This is a genomic window from Caulobacter vibrioides, assembly GCF_002858865.1.
In the GTDB taxonomy this organism is placed as follows: Bacteria; Pseudomonadota; Alphaproteobacteria; order Caulobacterales; family Caulobacteraceae; genus Caulobacter; species Caulobacter vibrioides.
This window is the reverse complement of the sequence record NZ_PJRR01000020.1, coordinates 15,702-30,261: the sequence shown is the minus strand read 5'-3', so window position 1 is coordinate 30,261 and position 14,560 is coordinate 15,702. Positions and strand designations below refer to the sequence as shown.

The window sequence follows — 14,560 nt, the reverse complement described above, 5'->3', positions numbered from 1 at the left end:
GCCAGAACATCCGCAAATTCACACCACTAATCCGTGTCATCCCGGCCGCAGCGAAGCGGAGAGCCGGGACCCAGGGGCGACCGCACTGCGCTTGGCCCCTGGGTCCCGGGTCGGCTTCGCCGCCCGGGATGACACGGTGAGAGATGCAAGGGGTTCGGCAGACTAGTTTACAAAACAAACTTGTTGATCCATGGTGCGGCCACTTGAGGAACGGGAGCCAACCCATGCACGCGCCCATCAGCGCCACCGAACGATCGACGATCGCAGAGATCGGCGGCCGCAACGCCCCGATCGGCGCCTTGCGCGCCTTTGTCACGCTGCTGGTGATCGCTCACCACACGGTGCTGGCCTACACGCCCAACCCGCCGCCCATCGGCGACTTCAGCCAGGCCCCTTACCTTTGGCAGGCCTTCCCGGTCCGCGATCCGCAGAAGTTCGAGCTGTTTGGGCTGCTGACCCTGATCAACGACCTCTTCTTCATGTCGCTGATGTTCTTCATCTCGGGGCTGTTCGTCGCCGATGGCCTGCGGGCCAAGGGGAATGGCGGCTTCCTGGGCGGAAGGGCCGCGCGACTGGGCGTTCCGTTCGTGCTGGCCGCCGGCCTGCTGGCGCCGCTGGCCTATTTCCCGGCGTGGCTGCAGGCGGGTGGGGATGTCTCCCTCGCCGGCTTTGCAAGCGCCTGGCTCGACCTGCCGTCCTGGCCCAGCGGTCCGGCCTGGTTCCTGTGGGTGCTGCTGGCCTTTGGCGCCGTCATAACCTTACTCAACCTCATCGCGCCGGGCGTGATCGACGCCCTGGGCCGGCTGGTCCGGGGCGCGGATCGCAAGCCCGGCCTGTTCTTCCTGGGTCTCGTGATCGCCAGCGCTGTGGCCTACATCCCGATGAGCGCGACCTTCACCTTCATGCACTGGACGCAGCTGGGCCCCTTCACCGTCCAGACCTCGCGCGTCGTTCACTACTTCGTCTACTTCCTGGCCGGCGTCGCGGTCGGTGCTGCGGGCGTCGGCCAGGGTCTGACCGACTCTGAAGGCAAGCTCGCCAAGCGCTGGTGGGCCTGGCAGGCCGCGCCGATCCTGCCCGTCGTCGGCGTGATCGCGGTGATCATCATGGCCTTCTCGCCCAAGCCGCCGCCGCGCGTGGCGCTGGATATCGGCGGCGGCGTGATGTTCGCCCTGGCCTGCGCCACCCTGTCCTTCGCGGCCCTGGCGACCTTCCTGCGCTTCGTGAAGAAGACCGGTCCAGTGGCGGCGAGCCTGCAGGCCAACGCCTACGGCATGTACCTGACCCACTACGTCTTCACGGCCTGGCTGGCGTGGCTGCTTCTGCCGCAGGCCTGGGGCGGACTGGCCAAGGGCGCGGCGGTGTTCGTCGGGGCCACCCTGCTGAGCTGGATCCTGACCATGGCGCTTCGCCGCCTGCCGCTGTTGGGTCGAATCCTGTGACCGTCCATGATGCCGCGCTGAGAGGGGCCGACATGAGCAAAGACTTGAAGAGCGTCCAGGACGACCTGGCTTTCCTGCGCGGCCTCGCCGATGGCTCGCAGGAACGCGGCGGGCTGGGCGTCGCCGGCGGGGCGCTCTACGGCGCGGCCGGGTTGCTCTATGGCCTCCAGTCCTTGATCTATGTCGTCCAGGAGCGCGGGCTGATCGGCCTTGGCGGCCTCGGCAACCTGATCCTGGCCTGGGCGCCGACGGTGATCTTCCTGGTGCTGATGATCATCGTCATCATCAAGGATCACAAGAACCCGCAGCGCGGCGTCACCAACCGGGCGGTCAATGCGGCGTTCCAGGCGACGGGCGTGGCGAACCTGGCCCTGATCATCGTCTTCGCCGCCGCCGCCTCGCGTCACAAGGACTTCCACTACTGGCTGTTCCATCCGGCGGTGGTGTTCATCCTGCAGGGCGCGGTGTGGCAGGTGATCTATGTGCTCCGCCGGCGGATGTGGATGCTGGTCGTCGCCCTGGGGTGGCTCGTCTCGGGCGTGGCCATGGGCCTGCTGATCGAGCGGGCGGACCTTTACCTGCTGATCGCCAGCTTTGGCCTGTTCGCGTTCATGGCGGCCCCGGGCTTCTACATGATGCGCCAGGCCATGCGGTCGGCGGCCTGAGGCGCTCCGTGGCCCCCAAGTTCGACATCAGCGGGCTGGACGACGTGATCCATGGCCGGGTGCGGCTGGGCATCGTCGCCTATCTGGCCAGCGCCGAGGTGGCCGATTTCACCGAGCTCAAGGACGTGCTCGAGGTCACCCAAGGCAATCTCTCAATCCACCTGCGCAAGCTGGAGGAGGCGGGTTACGTGTCGATCGACAAGAGCTTCGTTGGCCGCAAGCCTCTGACCCGGGTGCGGCTCACCGACACCGGACGCGCGGCCTTTTCAAGCTATCTGAGGGCCATGGGTCAGTTGGTGGAGCAGGCGGGCGGGGGCTGATCCAAGTCCATCCGACCTCCCCGGCGAAGGCCGGGGCCCAGATTCACCCGGGGCGGTCAGGCATGGTGCGACATCTCTTTGGGCTGAGCGGAAAGACGTCGGCGGCTTCGATCTGGGTCCCGGCGTTCGCCGGGAGGATCGGGGTTCTAGGAAAAGCCAAGTTCCGCGCGCAGCGCCGCGGCGCTCACGCCCGACGCCCGGAGCTCCCGCAGGGTCTGGGCCTTGTCGCGCTTGGCGTAGCGTTTGCCGTCAGGCCCGGTCAGCAGGCCGTGGTGGCGATAGATCGGGGTCGGCAGGCCCAGCAGGGCCTGCAGCAGACGCTGGATATGGGTGGCCTCGAACAGGTCCTCGCCCCGGATCACATGGGTGACCCCTTGCAGCGCGTCGTCATGGACGACCGCCAGGTGGTAGGCCACACCGACATCCTTGCGGGCCAGGACGATGTCGCCCGCCGTTTCGGGCAGGGCTTGGACTGTGCGCGGTGACGATCCGTCTGCGCCGTCCTCCAAGAAGCCGAGGTGATCAAAGCCGCCGAGGGCCTCACGGGCTGCGGCCAGAGACAGCCGCCAGGCGAAAGGCTCGCCGCGCGCCAGCCGTTGGGCTTCCTCGTCAGCGCCGAGCGGTGCGCCGACATAGGCGATAGCGGGCTCGTGCGGCGCGCGCCCGATGTCGATCTCTTTGCGGGTCTTGAAGCAGCGATAGACCAGACCCCGGTCGCGCAGGCCCGCGATGGCCGCCTCGTAGTCGGCCAGGTGCTCGGACTGTCGGCGCACGGGCGCTTCCCAGTTCAGGCCCAGCCAGGCGAGATCCTCAAGGATCGCCGCCTCGTACTCCGGCCGGCAACGGGTGGCGTCGATGTCCTCGATACGGAGAATGAACCGTCCGCCCGCTCGTCGCGCCGCCTCGAACGCGGTCAGCGCGGAATAGGCGTGGCCGCGATGCAGATAGCCCGTGGGCGAAGGCGCGAACCGGGTGACGAGCGTCAAGCCGGGTCCCTGTCGATGACCTTGGCGAACATGCCCAGGTGCTCGAAGACGGCGCGCAGGAAGGCTTCCTCGCCGCCGAGCAGGTCCTTGAGCGGGGCGAACTGCTTGAAGCTGATCATTTCGGCCAGGCCATGGCCCGCGCACCAGGCGGCGATGGTGGCAAGCTCCAGATCGATCTCGGTGGCGCGGCCGCCGCTGTTCTCGGCGATCGTGTCGCGGACCTGGCAATAGGCCCCGTCGTCCTTCAACTGGTCGGGCAGGGCGTCCTTGTCTCGCGAGCGGTCGTACATCACGCGATAGAGCGCCGGATTGTCGCGCGCGAAGCAGACATAGGCCACGCCCAGATTGGTCATCTGGTCGCGGGCGTTGTCGGTTTCGCCGCGGGCCTTCGAGAGCGCGGCGTCGAGCTCGTGCCAGCCCTCGTGGGCCACGGCTTCCAGCAGCTCGGCCTTGTCCTTGAAATGGTGATAGGGCGCGGCGGGACTGACGCCGGCTTCCCGCGCGACCGCCCGCAGGGACAGGGCGGCGGGACCCTCGGTCTCCAGAATCTTCCGCGCCGCGTCGATCAGGGCGCGGCTCAGATCGCCATGGTGATAGGGGCGGGATTCGGCGGTCGCTGTGCTCATCGGCCTCACTCTAACCATAGCTTTCTAAAATTTCATCTAAACGCTGTAAAGACCATCTTGACGGCGTTCAGATTGGTGCTATCTAAGCACTGTCCAGATCGCCTCGTAACTTTCGAGGGCGATGACCCACAGGGGGTCGGGGCAAGCCAAAATGAGGGACTTCCATCATGAACCGCACGCTGAACGCCTTTGAAACCGCCTTCGACCGCATGGCCGCCGGCTATTTCCTTGTCATCGCTTTGGGCGTCGCCGCCGCTATCTTCGGCGTGGTTCTCTAAAGCCGACAAGTCGCGATCGGTGGGCAGGCCTTGGGCCGCCCACCGCCGTGTTCCGCGTCGCCCGGCTTGAACCTCCGCCTCGGCGGAGCTAACCAGAACCGGACGCGTTAGCCCCCCTGGCGCTCATCTGTTTGACGCGTCGCGGGCCTTTTTCATGATCCACGAGTTCTTCCGGCCATGAGCGTCGCCTTCACCAAGGAAGGCGACAGCGAAGCCTTCGCCGCCGACCTGCCGGATCGTCCGATTTCCCCCCATCCCAACCTGGTGACGGCCGATGGCCTCGCCGAGATCGAGCGCGCGCTGGCTGACGCCCGCGCCGCCTACGCCGCCGCCCAGAGCGCCGGCGGCGCGGCCGATGGCGACCGCACGGCCATGGCCCGCGCCACGCGGGACCTCCGCTACTGGTCCGCGCGCCGGGCCACCGCTCAGCTGATGGAGCGCGACCCCGCCAAGTCCTTCGTGCAGTTCGGCGACCGCGTGACGTTCGAGCGCGAGGATGGCCGCGTGCAGACCTTCCGCATCGTCGGCGAGGATCAGGCCGATCCCGCCAAGGGGACAATCTCCTACATCGCGCCGATCGCCCGGGCGCTGCTCGGCAAGGCGGTCGGCGAGGTCTCCCCCGCGCCCGGCGGCGAGATCGAGATCACGGCGATCGCGTAGGCCCGCAAGTTTCGGGTTGTGCCCGGCCGCTGCTAGAGCGACCAAGTTCGCATGTTCGAACCGCCTTCCGCCGATGCGATCCTGGCCGCCCGCAGGTCTCTGGCCGCCGCCGATCCGGCCTTGGCGGCGGTGGAGGCGGTGACGCCGCCCTTCGCCTGGCGGATGGGTCTGGGCGGCTTCCCCGGGCTTTTGAAGATGATCGTGCAGCAGCAGGTCTCGCTGGCCTCGGCGGCGGCGATCTGGGCGCGTGTCGAGGCCGGGCTGCCGGAGATGACGCCTGAAATCGTCGCGGATCGTGATGAGGCCTACCTGCGCACGCTGGGCCTCTCGCAACCGAAGGCCCGCTATGCCCGCGCCATCGCCGAGGCCCATCTCTCCGGAGCCTGCGATTTCGACGCCTTGCGCGCGCTATCCGACGAAGAGGCCATCGCAGCCCTGACCGCCATCAAGGGCGTGGGCCGATGGACGGCCGAGGTCTTTCTGATGTTCACGCAAGGGCGGCTGGATCTGTTCCCCGGCGGTGATGTGGCGCTGCAGGAAGCGATGCGCTGGGTCGACAGGGCCGAGACCCGCCCGACCGAAAAGCAGGCCTATGCCCGCGCCGAGCTCTGGCGGCCCTACCGGGGCGTCGCCGCCCATCTGCTCTGGGCGTGTTACGGCGCCGTCAAACGACGCGAAATCGCGCCATTTTGACCTTGAGCCATAGATGTCTTGGTTCTGTCGCTGAGTCGGATCATCCTTTCGGTGCGTTCGGGAATGAATGGCGATTCCCTGAATTACCGTAGGAAGGAGGCCCGTCTTCAGTCCTGTCGCGTACCCCATCGTCCGAGGCCCTAGTCGCCTCGTGAGGAGGACTTGATGCAGGTCCTCACCCGCCCGCCATCGGGCATGCCCGCTCTGGTCTTGAACGCCGACTTCAGGCCGTTGAGCTATTATCCGCTGTCCCTCTGGCCCTGGCAGGAGGTGATCAAGGCGGTGTTCCTCGACCGCGTTGATGTCGTGGCCAGCTACGACCAGGTCATCCACTCGCCGTCCTGCGAGATGCGGCTGCCCAGCGTGGTGGCGCTGAAGCAGTACGTGCCGCAGGAGCGCCCGCCGGCCTTCACGCGCTTCAACCTGTTCCTGCGCGACAGCTTCAGCTGCCAGTATTGCGGCTCGCCGGAGGATCTGACGTTCGACCACGTGATCCCGCGATCACGCGGTGGCCGCACCACCTGGGAGAACATCGTCACCGCCTGCGCACCCTGCAATCTCAGCAAGGGCGGGCGCACGCCGCGCGAGGCCGGCATGCAGCCGTTCCACACCGCGCGTCGGCCGTCTATGTACGAGTTGCAGGAACGCGGCCGGCGGTTCCCGCCCGGCCGTTTGCACGTCAGCTGGCTGGACTATCTTTACTGGGACATCGAGCTGGAGGCCTGATCGCCTGGCCGGGGTACGATCAGCCCTCTAGCTGACCGGAAACCGGCGCGCGGCGCGCTGAGCGAAGCTGAGCGGCGGGGCGTGCTCGGTCTGTGGCGTCTCGACGAGGGGCGTGAACACGGCCGGCGCGCGGCGACGCGCCCGCCGACGGTCCGTCGCCGCGATCTCGGCGAAGGTCATGTCGCCCTGTTCGCGGGCCATCTTGCGGACGGTCTCGATCATGCTGGCGCCGTAGATCGTCAGAACGCCGGCCGCGTCCGCCAGCCAATCGAGAAGGCTCGCGCTACGGCCGCCGAACAGCTGGGCCACCTCGACCCCGGCGCCCAGCACCAAGGCGGCGATCGCCAGGTCGTTGCGGCGCATGCGCGGAAACGCCAGGAAGGACACGGCCAAGAGGCCCCCGAACGCGATCGCGTGCGCCGCCTTGTCGTTGAGGCCAACGATCCGCTCGGCGCCCTGGAACGGGCCCAGCGCCAGCACCGCGACCGCAAGGCCGCCCAGCACCAGCGTGACGCGGGCGGCGACGACGAAGTGGGTGGGCTTAAGCAAGAACGCGATCTCCTCGGGGCGAGCTGACCCTAGGGGAAAGATCGCGCCATTCGGTAAAGCGACAGGGTTAGCGAGAGATCACCAGACCCGTCCGCCTGCGCTGAAGACTACTTCTTCTCCGCCGCCGCCTTCTCCTCTGCGGCCTTCTTGCGGGCCTCGGCGGCCGCCTTGTCGGCGGCGGCTCTCCAGGCCTGATAGGCCTCGACATAGGGCTGTCGCCGCAGGACCTTGGACGCCGGATCGATGATCACCGGCGTGGCGTCGCCCACGGTCACCCGGCCTGTTCCGCCCGCCATGGCGAGCGTGACGATCCGATCGCCGACCTTCACCTCCACCGGCATCGGGAAGGGCTTGTCGCCGGCGGTCTTCCACGTCAGCACCAGATCGACGCCGTCGCGGGTCTCGGCCAGTTCGGGGGCTGCGGCGTCGTAGAGATAGACGTCGAAGAACCAGCCATAGTCCTTGCCGGTCACCTGATTGACGATCTTCACGAAGTCTTTCGTGCCCAGGTGGCGCGGCTTGAAGTTTCCGGGCTTTGGATCATCGCGGCCATAGACGGCGATCCGCGTGATCCTGAAGAACGCTTCGTCGCCGATCAGCGTGCGCAGCGTGTGAAGGACATTCGAGGCCTTGTAGTAGATGTCGTTCCCCGGCCCGCGATCGCCGTTGTAGACGGCGTCCTCCTTGAGCGGACGGCCCGAGACGATCGGGAACTTGTTGCGCACGGCCAGGCGCTGGGTGTTCAGCCGGCTCATATACTCCATGTCGCCATGCAGCCACTGCGAGTAGAGCGGTTGCATGTAGGTGCCGAACCCCTCGTGCAGCCACATGTCGTCGTTGTCGGCGTTGGTGAGTTGGTTGCCGAACCACTCGTGCGCGAACTCGTGCTGCAGCAGCCAGTCAAAGCCATAGCCGTCGAGCCGGTACTCGTTGCCATAGGCGTTGATCGTCTGGTGCTCCATGCCCAGGTGCGGGGTCTCGACGACGCCGATCTTCTCGTCCCGGAACGGGTAGGAGCCGATCATCTGCTCGAAGAAGTCGACCATCGGCGTGAACTCGGCGAACAGGCCCTTGGCCTTCTCGGCGCGGCCCTTCAGGTGCCAGTACGACATGGGAATGCTGTCGCCGAACCGGCTCTTGTAGACGCCGGTCAGCTCCTCGTAGGGGCCGACGGTCAGCGCGATCGCGTAGGTGTTGGGGTTGCGCGCCCGCCAGTGATAGGTGCGCCAGCCGTCCTGCTCGGTCATGCCCTTGAAGGCGCCGTTGGCGGGAGCCACCAGTGGAGCGGGCACGGTGATGTGCAGATCAATCAGCTTGGGCTCGCCGGTCGGATAGTCGATGCAGGGCCAGAAGAGGTCGCAGCCGTCGCCCTGCACCGCCGTGGCGATCCACGGCTCGCCGGTCTCGGTCTTGCTCCAGACAAAGCCGCCGTCCCAGGGCGCGCGCTTGGCCTCGTGGGGAACGCCGTCATAGGTGATCGCCAGGGTCACCGACCGACCCTTGGCCACCTTCCGGGGCAGGGTGACAGTGAGCCGGCCCTCAGGGTTGCTCCAGGCGCCCGGCTTGAGCGCCTTTCCGTCGATTGTCAGTCTACGGATTGTGAAGACACGGTCGAAGTCGACCATCAGCTTGTCGAGCCTGGATCGGGCCGTGAAGGTGAGGGTGGCCTCGCCTTCGATGGTCTTCTTCTCAGGTAGGATCTTCAGCTTCAGATCGGCGTGATCGAACGCCAGCGCCTGTTGCTCGACGGGCATGGCGCCGCCGGTCTCGAGGCTGAGCGGGCTGGTCTTGAGGCTCTGCGCAGAAGCTTCGGTGGCGACGAGCGCCAAGGCGGAAGCCGCGCAGGCGGCGAGAACGCGGATACGGCGCGACAATGAACGACTCCCCAACCCGGACGATCAGGGGGTATCGGTAGGCGCGCGCGCCCGAGACGCCAAGCATCCGGCCAGGAAAATGGAGTCGAAACGCGCGCGGGGCGCGTCAGATCTTCTCGCTGATCTTGATCGCCGCCCGGCAGCCCGCCTGGATCACCGCCGTCAGAAGCGGATAGGCCGTCGCCTCGTGCGCGCCTTCCTCGACCGCGAGGTCGCGGTGGGCCAGTTCGTCGTCGCGGAATTGGCTGAGTTCGGCGGCCAGCGCGGGGTCGCGATCCTTCAGTTCCTCGATCTGGCCGGCATAGTGCTTTTCGATCACCGTCTCGACGGCCTCGGTGCAGGCATGGGCGGCCTTGTCGCCCAGCAAGGCGGTGCCTGCGCCCAGGGCGAAGGCGGCCGCGCGCCAGATCGGCGACATCAGGGTCGGACGCACGCCGCGCTCGGTCAGCAGTTCATTGAAGCGGGTCAGGTGGACCTGCTCGTGCCCTTCCATCTCGCGCAGTTGGTCGGCGATGCGTTCACGACCTGGGGCGGCGCGCATGACCGCCGCCTGGCCGCGATAGATGTGAACGGCCGCCAGCTCGCCGGCTTGGTCGACGCGCAGGATCTCGGCCAGACGCGCCTTTGACGCGGCCGCGCCAGGACGCGGAGGGACAGCGCGGCTCATGCGGGGGTCTCCGACTTGCGGAACGCCGCCAGGACGGACCAAGCGGCCAGCTTCAGCGAGATCAGCACGTTCCAGCCGGCCATGGACAGGCCCAGGAACACCCAGGCGGCCTTGTCGCAGGCCGGGGGCTTGATGTCGGCCGTGCCCTTCAGCATCGCCTCGAGGTTTGAAGCCGCCGCAGCGTCGCCGCCCGAGCAGGTCTTGGGACCCGGCCACCACTTCCACTCGGCGCCGGCGTGATAGGCCGCCAGGCCCGCGCCGTAGAGGAAGATCGCGCCCAGCAGCAAAAGAGCGGGCATACGCAGACGCGGCCAAAGCGGCGTGCGCTGCAGGACCAGTCCGACCAGACCGACCGTCCCGGCGACCCAATAGACTTCGCGTTGCTTCAGGCACAGGTGACAGGGCGCAAGGCCGCCGAACTTCTCGAAGGCGTGGGCGATGGCCAGCAACAGCGCGCTCGACAGCAGCGCCATCAGCGGCCAGTGCCGGGTCACGACGTCGACAGCACGGTCCACGATCGACGGCGCGGGCGCCTCGACCGGCGCCGGGCCGCGCACGGGCGTGGCCTGCGGCTCAAGCTCGCCGGCCGGACCAGCCTTCTCGACCTTCGGGTCGTCGTTCGTCATGCCACGCAGGCTCCGGCGTCTCCACTTCCGCCCAGGAGGTGGCTGGCGGCGAGGCCAATGACAAGGAGCGCGATGAAAATTCCGGCGAAAAGAGCCAAGCGTCGCTCGATCACCGGCAGCAGGGCCGGGCCGAACTTCTTGACCACGAAGGCCACCAGGAAGAATCGGGCGCCGCGCGTGATGACCGAGGCGATGATGAACATCGGGAAGCTGAAGGCCGCCAGGCCCGAGGCGACCGTCACCAGCTTGTAGGGGATCGGCGTCAGGCCCTTGGCCAGGATCACCCAGACGCCGTACTTGCCATACCAGCATTGGAATTCTTCCAGCCCGCCGGCGTGGCCGGTGACCTTCATCATCCAGATGCCGAGGTCCTGCAGGAAGAAGCCGATCGCATAGCCGAGTACGCCGCCCAGAACAGAAGCCAGCGTGCACAGCGTGGCGTAGTGCCAAGCCTTCTCGGGCTTGGCCAAGCACATCGGCGCCAGCATCACATCCGGCGGGATGGGAAAGAACGAGCTCTCGGCGAACGAGACGGCGAAGAGGCTCTTGGAGGCGTGACGGGAGGCGGCCAGGCCCATGACCCAGTCGTAAAGGCGACGCAGCATGCGAACTCCGATGTCGTGACCGCGCCTTGCTAGCAGGGGCCGAGGCGCTTGTCCGCAAGGATGTCGGCGCGCGCGGCTTCCCGCCCGCGCGCGCCGCTCCGCCTGATCAGAATTTCAGCGCCAAGGACACGCTGTAGTTCCGGCCAGGCTGGCTGTAGGCGTCCTTGACCGTCGAGGTGTTCGACAGGCCGCGGACGTCGCTCCACCACCAGTATTTCTCGTCCGTCAGGTTGAAGACGCCTGCGCGCAAGGTGACGGTGTCGGTCACAGCCCACCAGGCCGTGGCGTCGGCGACGGTGAAGGCCGCCGGGATGAAGCAACCGCCGGCACAGGTGACGCCCGCGCGGCTGGCCGATTTGCGGTCGGCGTGAATGACGGCGAGATCGCCGCCGAAACGTCCCGACGGTGCGCGATAGGCCACACCGCCCGTGATCTTGACCGGATCGATCGAGACCAGGGGCGTGGTGACGCCGTTCGCCTTCGACGAGCCCTTGGCGTAGGCGACCCCCGCGCGGGCGGTGAAGCCGCCGCCCAGATCAACGCTGCCCTTGGCTTCCGCGCCGCTGATCGTCACGCCCGACAGGTTCACATACTGGTAGACGGCCGGGCTGGCGGCGGTGAAGTTCCCGCCGACCTGAACCTGCTCGATGAAGTCGTCATACTCGCCGGTGAAGCCGGCCACCGAGGCTCGCCAGCGTCCCTGCGCCAGCCGCAGGCCGGCCTCCAGCGTGCGGCTGGTTTCCGGCTTGAGGTCAGGGTTCGAGATCGATTGGTAGTTCGAGACCGGATTGGAGAAGCCGGTGTTCACCTGCGAGGGCGACGGGGCCTTGAAGCCCGTCGCGGCGTTGGCGAACACGGTGACGACGTCGCTGGCTTCCCACACAAGGCCCAGCTTGGGCGACAGGTGCGAGTCGCTCTGGCCGGCGGCCGAGGCGTGGAACAGCGGGTCGGCCTTGGGATCGAGCTTGTAGTAGTCGAAGCGCAGCGCCGGATAGAGCGTCAGGCGACCGACCTTGATCTCGTCCTGAACGTAGAGCCCGCCCAGGGTGAAGTCGGTGGTCGGGAAGGCCTTGGCCGGGAACGACTCGCCGACGGGCGGCACCGTGCCGTCGCGCGTGCCGCTCTGGCGCGTGATCGACGCGTCGCCGCCCCAGACCACGTCATGCGTCACCGCGCCCTGGTCAAAGCGGCTGTGGAGTTCGACGCTGCCGCCGAACACCCGATTGTTGAAGGTGGCGTCGCGCGTGCGGTCAGCGGCGGTGTTGCGGTCCTCGGCCGAGAACTGACGCGTCGTACTCTTTTGCCAGTAAAGCGTGGTTTGCGCGGTGTCGATCAGGCCCTGGCCGCCGTCGAAGCGGTGGTCGACGGTGACCCGGTCGCGCTTGACCTTGTCGAATGCGGTCATGCCGATGACGCTGGTCGCGGCCAGAGGCGGCTTGGCGATCGCCGACAGCACCGTCCAGTCGACGTCGCGATCCAGGTGGTCGACCGTCAGGCGGATGCGGTTGTTGTCATTGGGGCTGTAGATCAGCTTGGCCAGGATGGCGTTGGACTGGTTGTCCTCGGGGTTGGCGGTCGTGCGGTCGGTGTTGGCGGCGTTGTTGGTCCCGGCCGTCTTCTGGCCCTCGCCGTCGCGGCGGGTATAGGTCAGCAGGCCTTGCCAGCGGCCGGACTGGCCGGCCAGCAGCACGCTCTCGGTCCAGCTCTGATCGGCTGAGGCGTAGCCGATGCGCGCCCGGCCCGCGAACGTCTCGCCGGCCTTGACGATGTCGGACGGGTCCTTGGTGATAAAGCTGACCGAGCCGGCCAGGCCGTCGGAGCCATAGAGCGCCGAGGCGGGGCCTCGGACGATCTCTACGGACTTCAGCGTATCGAGATCGACGTGATCGCCACGACCCACCGACTGGGCGCCGAAGGCGAAGCTGTCGGGAACGCGCACGCCGTCCACGACGATCAGCACGCGGTTGCCTTCCAGGCCCCGGATGTTGAAGCCCGCGTTTCCATCGCGGCCCGTCGAGGCGCCGGCGGCGGTGAAGCGGGCAGGGGCGCTGCGCACCGAAACGCCAGGCTCGTCGCGGACCAGGTCCTTGATATCCTTGATCAGGCCGTCCTCGATCTCTTGGCCGGAGATCACGGTGACGCTGGCCGGCGCCTTGGACAGGGCCTTCTCCGAGCGCGTGGCGGTGACGGTGACCTTGTCGACCTCGACGGCGTCAGCCTCGGGTTTGACGGCGTCGGCGCGGGCGGCCGTGGCCATCAGAACGGCGGTGGAAGCGGCGGCGACGGCGGCGAGTTTCAGGCGCGACATCGAGATCCCCTCTAAACACTAAAACATGCGAATGGCTCGCAACTGGCGTCGAGGGGCCTAAGGCCGGCGAGGGGCTTGGTCAAGCTAATTAAGATTGATTCTCAGAATCAATCGCAATAAAGCGGAGCCGCCGCAGCCGATGCGGCGCTTGGGGTTTGTCCAATGATCCGTTCGTTTCGCGCCGGCCTGACAGGCGGCGCGCTCCTGCTCGCCGTGCTCGGGCCCGCCGCCCAGGCCCATTCGCCCTATTTGTTGCCGACCGTGTTCGATGCGTCCGACCGCAAGGTCGTCACGGTGCAGGGGGCCTTCACCGAGAGCTTCTTCACGCCCGAGGTGGCGATGAAGTCCGACGGCTACGCCGTGATCGGGCCGGACGGCGTCCGCACGGTCCTGGTTCCGGTCTACACACGCGAACTGGCTCTGGTTGAAGCCGCGACCGAGAAGCCCGGCACCTATAGGATCACCACCGGTCTGCGCGCCGGCCGCGTGGCCAAGGCGGCTCTGGTCAAGGGCGAGTGGGAGTTCTTCGAAGGCTCCAAGGCGCCGGCCGACGCCATCGACATGCAGAGCCTGACCCTGGCCGACGTCTATGTGACGCGCGGCGCGCCCAGCGATGCGGCCTTGGCGCCGCACGGCAAGGGTCTGGAGTTCCGGGCCGTGACCCATCCCAGCAAGATCGTCACCGGCCAGGACGCCGTGTTCGAGGTGCTGTTCGACGGCAAGCCCGTGGCGAACCTGCCTATCACCCTGCACGGCGCTGACGACCGCTACGCCGACACCAAGGCGGCGCCCAAGACGCTGAAGAGCGACGCCAACGGCCGCTTCGCCGTCCGGGTCGATCGGTCGGGCGTCTACCAGATCCAGTCGCGCTACCGCGTCGCCGCACCGGCCCCCGGCCAGCCGGGCCAGAGCTTCACCTACGCCCTGACCTTCGAATCCCTCCGTTGAGCGAAAGACCCGTCATGAAGACCCGCACTCTCCTGACCGCCGCCGTGGCTGTGTCCTTGATCGCCGGCGCGGCCCACGCCGCCTCGCACGCTCGTGACATCTTCATCAAGGAGCAGGACCAGAACGGCGACGGCGTCGTCACCAAGGACGAATACGCCGCCACCCGCGCCATCCAGTTCGCCAAGACCGATACGGACAACAGCGGCGCGCTGTCGCAAGCTGAGTACGTCGCCGAGTTCAAGGCGCGGCTGGAGGCCAAGCTGACGGCTTCGGACATGACGCCTGAAAAGAAGGCCGAGGAACGCATGCGCCAGATGCGGCAGACCGATGTCCGCTTCGGCGTGCTCGACAGCGACAAGAGCGGCGGAATCACCAAGGCCGAGTTCGACTATTCCGGCTGGCGGATGTTCGTGACCCACGACACCAACAATGACGGCGCGGTCTCGGCCGCCGATCCGATCAAGAGCGACCAGACGACCTGAAGCGGCGCAGGAGCCCTTCGTCGGGGGAGGGCTCCTCGTCTTCCGGATTTGGATTCTGCGCGTTTCGTGGCTATCACCCCCGGCCAAGACAGGGGCCGCGCGGCC

Annotated in this window: 17 protein-coding genes and 1 pseudogene; 10 read left to right on the top strand and 8 right to left on the bottom strand. The window is 67.3% G+C overall.

The annotated features are described in order from the left end of the window. Nucleotides 1-34: 34 nt before the first annotated feature. The 4 genes and pseudogenes from CVUC_RS20890 to CVUC_RS17275 all read left to right on the top strand — a co-directional run. A pseudogene (locus CVUC_RS20890) lies at nucleotides 35-166 on the top strand (hypothetical protein); the annotation flags it as partial. A 37-nt stretch (nucleotides 167-203) separates the two neighbouring features. After that, nucleotides 204-1,442 (top strand): acyltransferase family protein, encoded by a 1,239-nt coding sequence (locus tag CVUC_RS17285; protein ID WP_096033582.1) that lies wholly within the window; start codon nucleotides 204-206, stop codon nucleotides 1,440-1,442. Nucleotides 1,443-1,459: 17 nt separating this feature from the next. After that, entirely contained in the window at nucleotides 1,460-2,107 is a 648-nt protein-coding gene (locus CVUC_RS17280) for a hypothetical protein (RefSeq protein ID WP_164468276.1), read from the top strand. Between the two features lie 8 nt (nucleotides 2,108-2,115). Further along, nucleotides 2,116-2,427, top strand: coding sequence for a winged helix-turn-helix domain-containing protein (locus CVUC_RS17275; RefSeq protein ID WP_096051844.1), 312 nt, complete (start codon nucleotides 2,116-2,118; stop codon nucleotides 2,425-2,427). Between the two features lie 146 nt (nucleotides 2,428-2,573). On the opposite strand, the gene gluQRS is transcribed toward CVUC_RS17275, so the two are convergent. Next, on the bottom strand, nucleotides 2,574-3,413 hold the full coding sequence (gluQRS, locus tag CVUC_RS17270) for a tRNA glutamyl-Q(34) synthetase GluQRS (RefSeq protein ID WP_096033579.1): 840 nt from the start codon (nucleotides 3,411-3,413) through the stop codon (nucleotides 2,574-2,576). Continuing rightward, nucleotides 3,410-4,039 carry a TetR/AcrR family transcriptional regulator gene (locus CVUC_RS17265; protein ID WP_164468145.1) on the bottom strand — a complete coding sequence of 210 codons (630 nt, stop codon included), beginning with the start codon at nucleotides 4,037-4,039 and terminating at the stop codon, nucleotides 3,410-3,412. Before CVUC_RS17265 ends, gluQRS begins: the two co-directional genes overlap by 4 nt. A gap of 167 nt (nucleotides 4,040-4,206) precedes the next feature. On the opposite strand from CVUC_RS17265, the gene CVUC_RS17260 reads away from it, so the two are divergent. The 4 genes from CVUC_RS17260 (at nucleotide 4,207) to CVUC_RS17245 (ending at nucleotide 6,396) form a co-directional block, all read left to right on the top strand. Next, on the top strand, nucleotides 4,207-4,317 hold the full coding sequence (locus CVUC_RS17260) for a hypothetical protein (protein ID WP_010920064.1): 111 nt from the start codon (nucleotides 4,207-4,209) through the stop codon (nucleotides 4,315-4,317). A gap of 177 nt (nucleotides 4,318-4,494) precedes the next feature. Further along, nucleotides 4,495-4,977 carry a transcription elongation factor GreA gene (greA, locus tag CVUC_RS17255; protein WP_096033577.1) on the top strand — a complete coding sequence of 161 codons (483 nt, stop codon included), beginning with the start codon at nucleotides 4,495-4,497 and terminating at the stop codon, nucleotides 4,975-4,977. A 51-nt stretch (nucleotides 4,978-5,028) separates the two neighbouring features. Next, nucleotides 5,029-5,670 (top strand): DNA-3-methyladenine glycosylase family protein, encoded by a 642-nt coding sequence (locus CVUC_RS17250; protein ID WP_096033576.1) that lies wholly within the window; start codon nucleotides 5,029-5,031, stop codon nucleotides 5,668-5,670. Nucleotides 5,671-5,832: 162 nt separating this feature from the next. Next, nucleotides 5,833-6,396: an HNH endonuclease gene (locus CVUC_RS17245; protein ID WP_010920061.1), complete on the top strand. Its 564-nt coding sequence runs from the start codon at nucleotides 5,833-5,835 to the stop codon at nucleotides 6,394-6,396. A 27-nt stretch (nucleotides 6,397-6,423) separates the two neighbouring features. Here the strand turns inward: CVUC_RS17245 and CVUC_RS17240 are convergent, their stop codons facing one another. The 6 genes from CVUC_RS17240 to CVUC_RS17215 all read right to left on the bottom strand — a co-directional run bounded on the left by CVUC_RS17240 (nucleotide 6,424) and on the right by CVUC_RS17215 (nucleotide 13,025). Then, nucleotides 6,424-6,945 (bottom strand): VanZ family protein, encoded by a 522-nt coding sequence (locus CVUC_RS17240; protein ID WP_010920060.1) that lies wholly within the window; start codon nucleotides 6,943-6,945, stop codon nucleotides 6,424-6,426. Between the two features lie 107 nt (nucleotides 6,946-7,052). Further along, nucleotides 7,053-8,834, bottom strand: coding sequence for a M1 family metallopeptidase (locus tag CVUC_RS17235; RefSeq protein ID WP_096033575.1), 1,782 nt, complete (start codon nucleotides 8,832-8,834; stop codon nucleotides 7,053-7,055). 91 nt (nucleotides 8,835-8,925) lie between these two features. Further along, nucleotides 8,926-9,486: a demethoxyubiquinone hydroxylase family protein gene (locus CVUC_RS17230; protein ID WP_012640434.1), complete on the bottom strand. Its 561-nt coding sequence runs from the start codon at nucleotides 9,484-9,486 to the stop codon at nucleotides 8,926-8,928. Next, nucleotides 9,483-10,112 carry a disulfide bond formation protein B gene (locus CVUC_RS17225; protein WP_096033574.1) on the bottom strand — a complete coding sequence of 210 codons (630 nt, stop codon included), beginning with the start codon at nucleotides 10,110-10,112 and terminating at the stop codon, nucleotides 9,483-9,485. The genes CVUC_RS17230 and CVUC_RS17225 overlap by 4 nt, the downstream gene beginning before the upstream one ends. Next, nucleotides 10,109-10,717 (bottom strand): YqaA family protein, encoded by a 609-nt coding sequence (locus tag CVUC_RS17220; RefSeq protein ID WP_096033573.1) that lies wholly within the window; start codon nucleotides 10,715-10,717, stop codon nucleotides 10,109-10,111. Before CVUC_RS17220 ends, CVUC_RS17225 begins: the two co-directional genes overlap by 4 nt. A 106-nt stretch (nucleotides 10,718-10,823) precedes the next feature. Next, nucleotides 10,824-13,025 carry a TonB-dependent hemoglobin/transferrin/lactoferrin family receptor gene (locus CVUC_RS17215; protein ID WP_096033572.1) on the bottom strand — a complete coding sequence of 734 codons (2,202 nt, stop codon included), beginning with the start codon at nucleotides 13,023-13,025 and terminating at the stop codon, nucleotides 10,824-10,826. A 162-nt stretch (nucleotides 13,026-13,187) separates the two neighbouring features. On the opposite strand from CVUC_RS17215, the gene CVUC_RS17210 reads away from it, so the two are divergent. Continuing rightward, nucleotides 13,188-13,973, top strand: a complete 786-nt coding sequence (locus tag CVUC_RS17210; protein WP_096033571.1) for a DUF4198 domain-containing protein — start codon at nucleotides 13,188-13,190, stop codon at nucleotides 13,971-13,973. Next, nucleotides 13,970-14,455 carry a hypothetical protein gene (locus CVUC_RS17205; protein ID WP_096033570.1) on the top strand — a complete coding sequence of 162 codons (486 nt, stop codon included), beginning with the start codon at nucleotides 13,970-13,972 and terminating at the stop codon, nucleotides 14,453-14,455. The genes CVUC_RS17210 and CVUC_RS17205 overlap by 4 nt, the downstream gene beginning before the upstream one ends. Nucleotides 14,456-14,560 lie beyond the last annotated feature (105 nt).

What these genes read in the sequence shown, in the direction of transcription:
- CVUC_RS17220 (WP_096033573.1), bottom strand. Translation starts at nt 10,717, where the DNA reads ATGCTGCGTCGCCTTTACGACTGGGTCATGGGCCTGGCCGCCTCCCGT.
- CVUC_RS17265 (WP_164468145.1), bottom strand. Translation starts at nt 4,039, where the DNA reads ATGAGCACAGCGACCGCCGAATCCCGCCCCTATCACCATGGCGATCTG.
- CVUC_RS17210 (WP_096033571.1), top strand. Translation starts at nt 13,188, where the DNA reads ATGATCCGTTCGTTTCGCGCCGGCCTGACAGGCGGCGCGCTCCTGCTC.
- CVUC_RS17225 (WP_096033574.1), bottom strand. Translation starts at nt 10,112, where the DNA reads ATGACGAACGACGACCCGAAGGTCGAGAAGGCTGGTCCGGCCGGCGAG.
- CVUC_RS17215 (WP_096033572.1), bottom strand. Translation starts at nt 13,025, where the DNA reads ATGTCGCGCCTGAAACTCGCCGCCGTCGCCGCCGCTTCCACCGCCGTT.
- CVUC_RS17230 (WP_012640434.1), bottom strand. Translation starts at nt 9,486, where the DNA reads ATGAGCCGCGCTGTCCCTCCGCGTCCTGGCGCGGCCGCGTCAAAGGCG.
- greA (WP_096033577.1), top strand. Translation starts at nt 4,495, where the DNA reads ATGAGCGTCGCCTTCACCAAGGAAGGCGACAGCGAAGCCTTCGCCGCC.
- CVUC_RS17260 (WP_010920064.1), top strand. Translation starts at nt 4,207, where the DNA reads ATGAACCGCACGCTGAACGCCTTTGAAACCGCCTTCGACCGCATGGCC.
- CVUC_RS17250 (WP_096033576.1), top strand. Translation starts at nt 5,029, where the DNA reads ATGTTCGAACCGCCTTCCGCCGATGCGATCCTGGCCGCCCGCAGGTCT.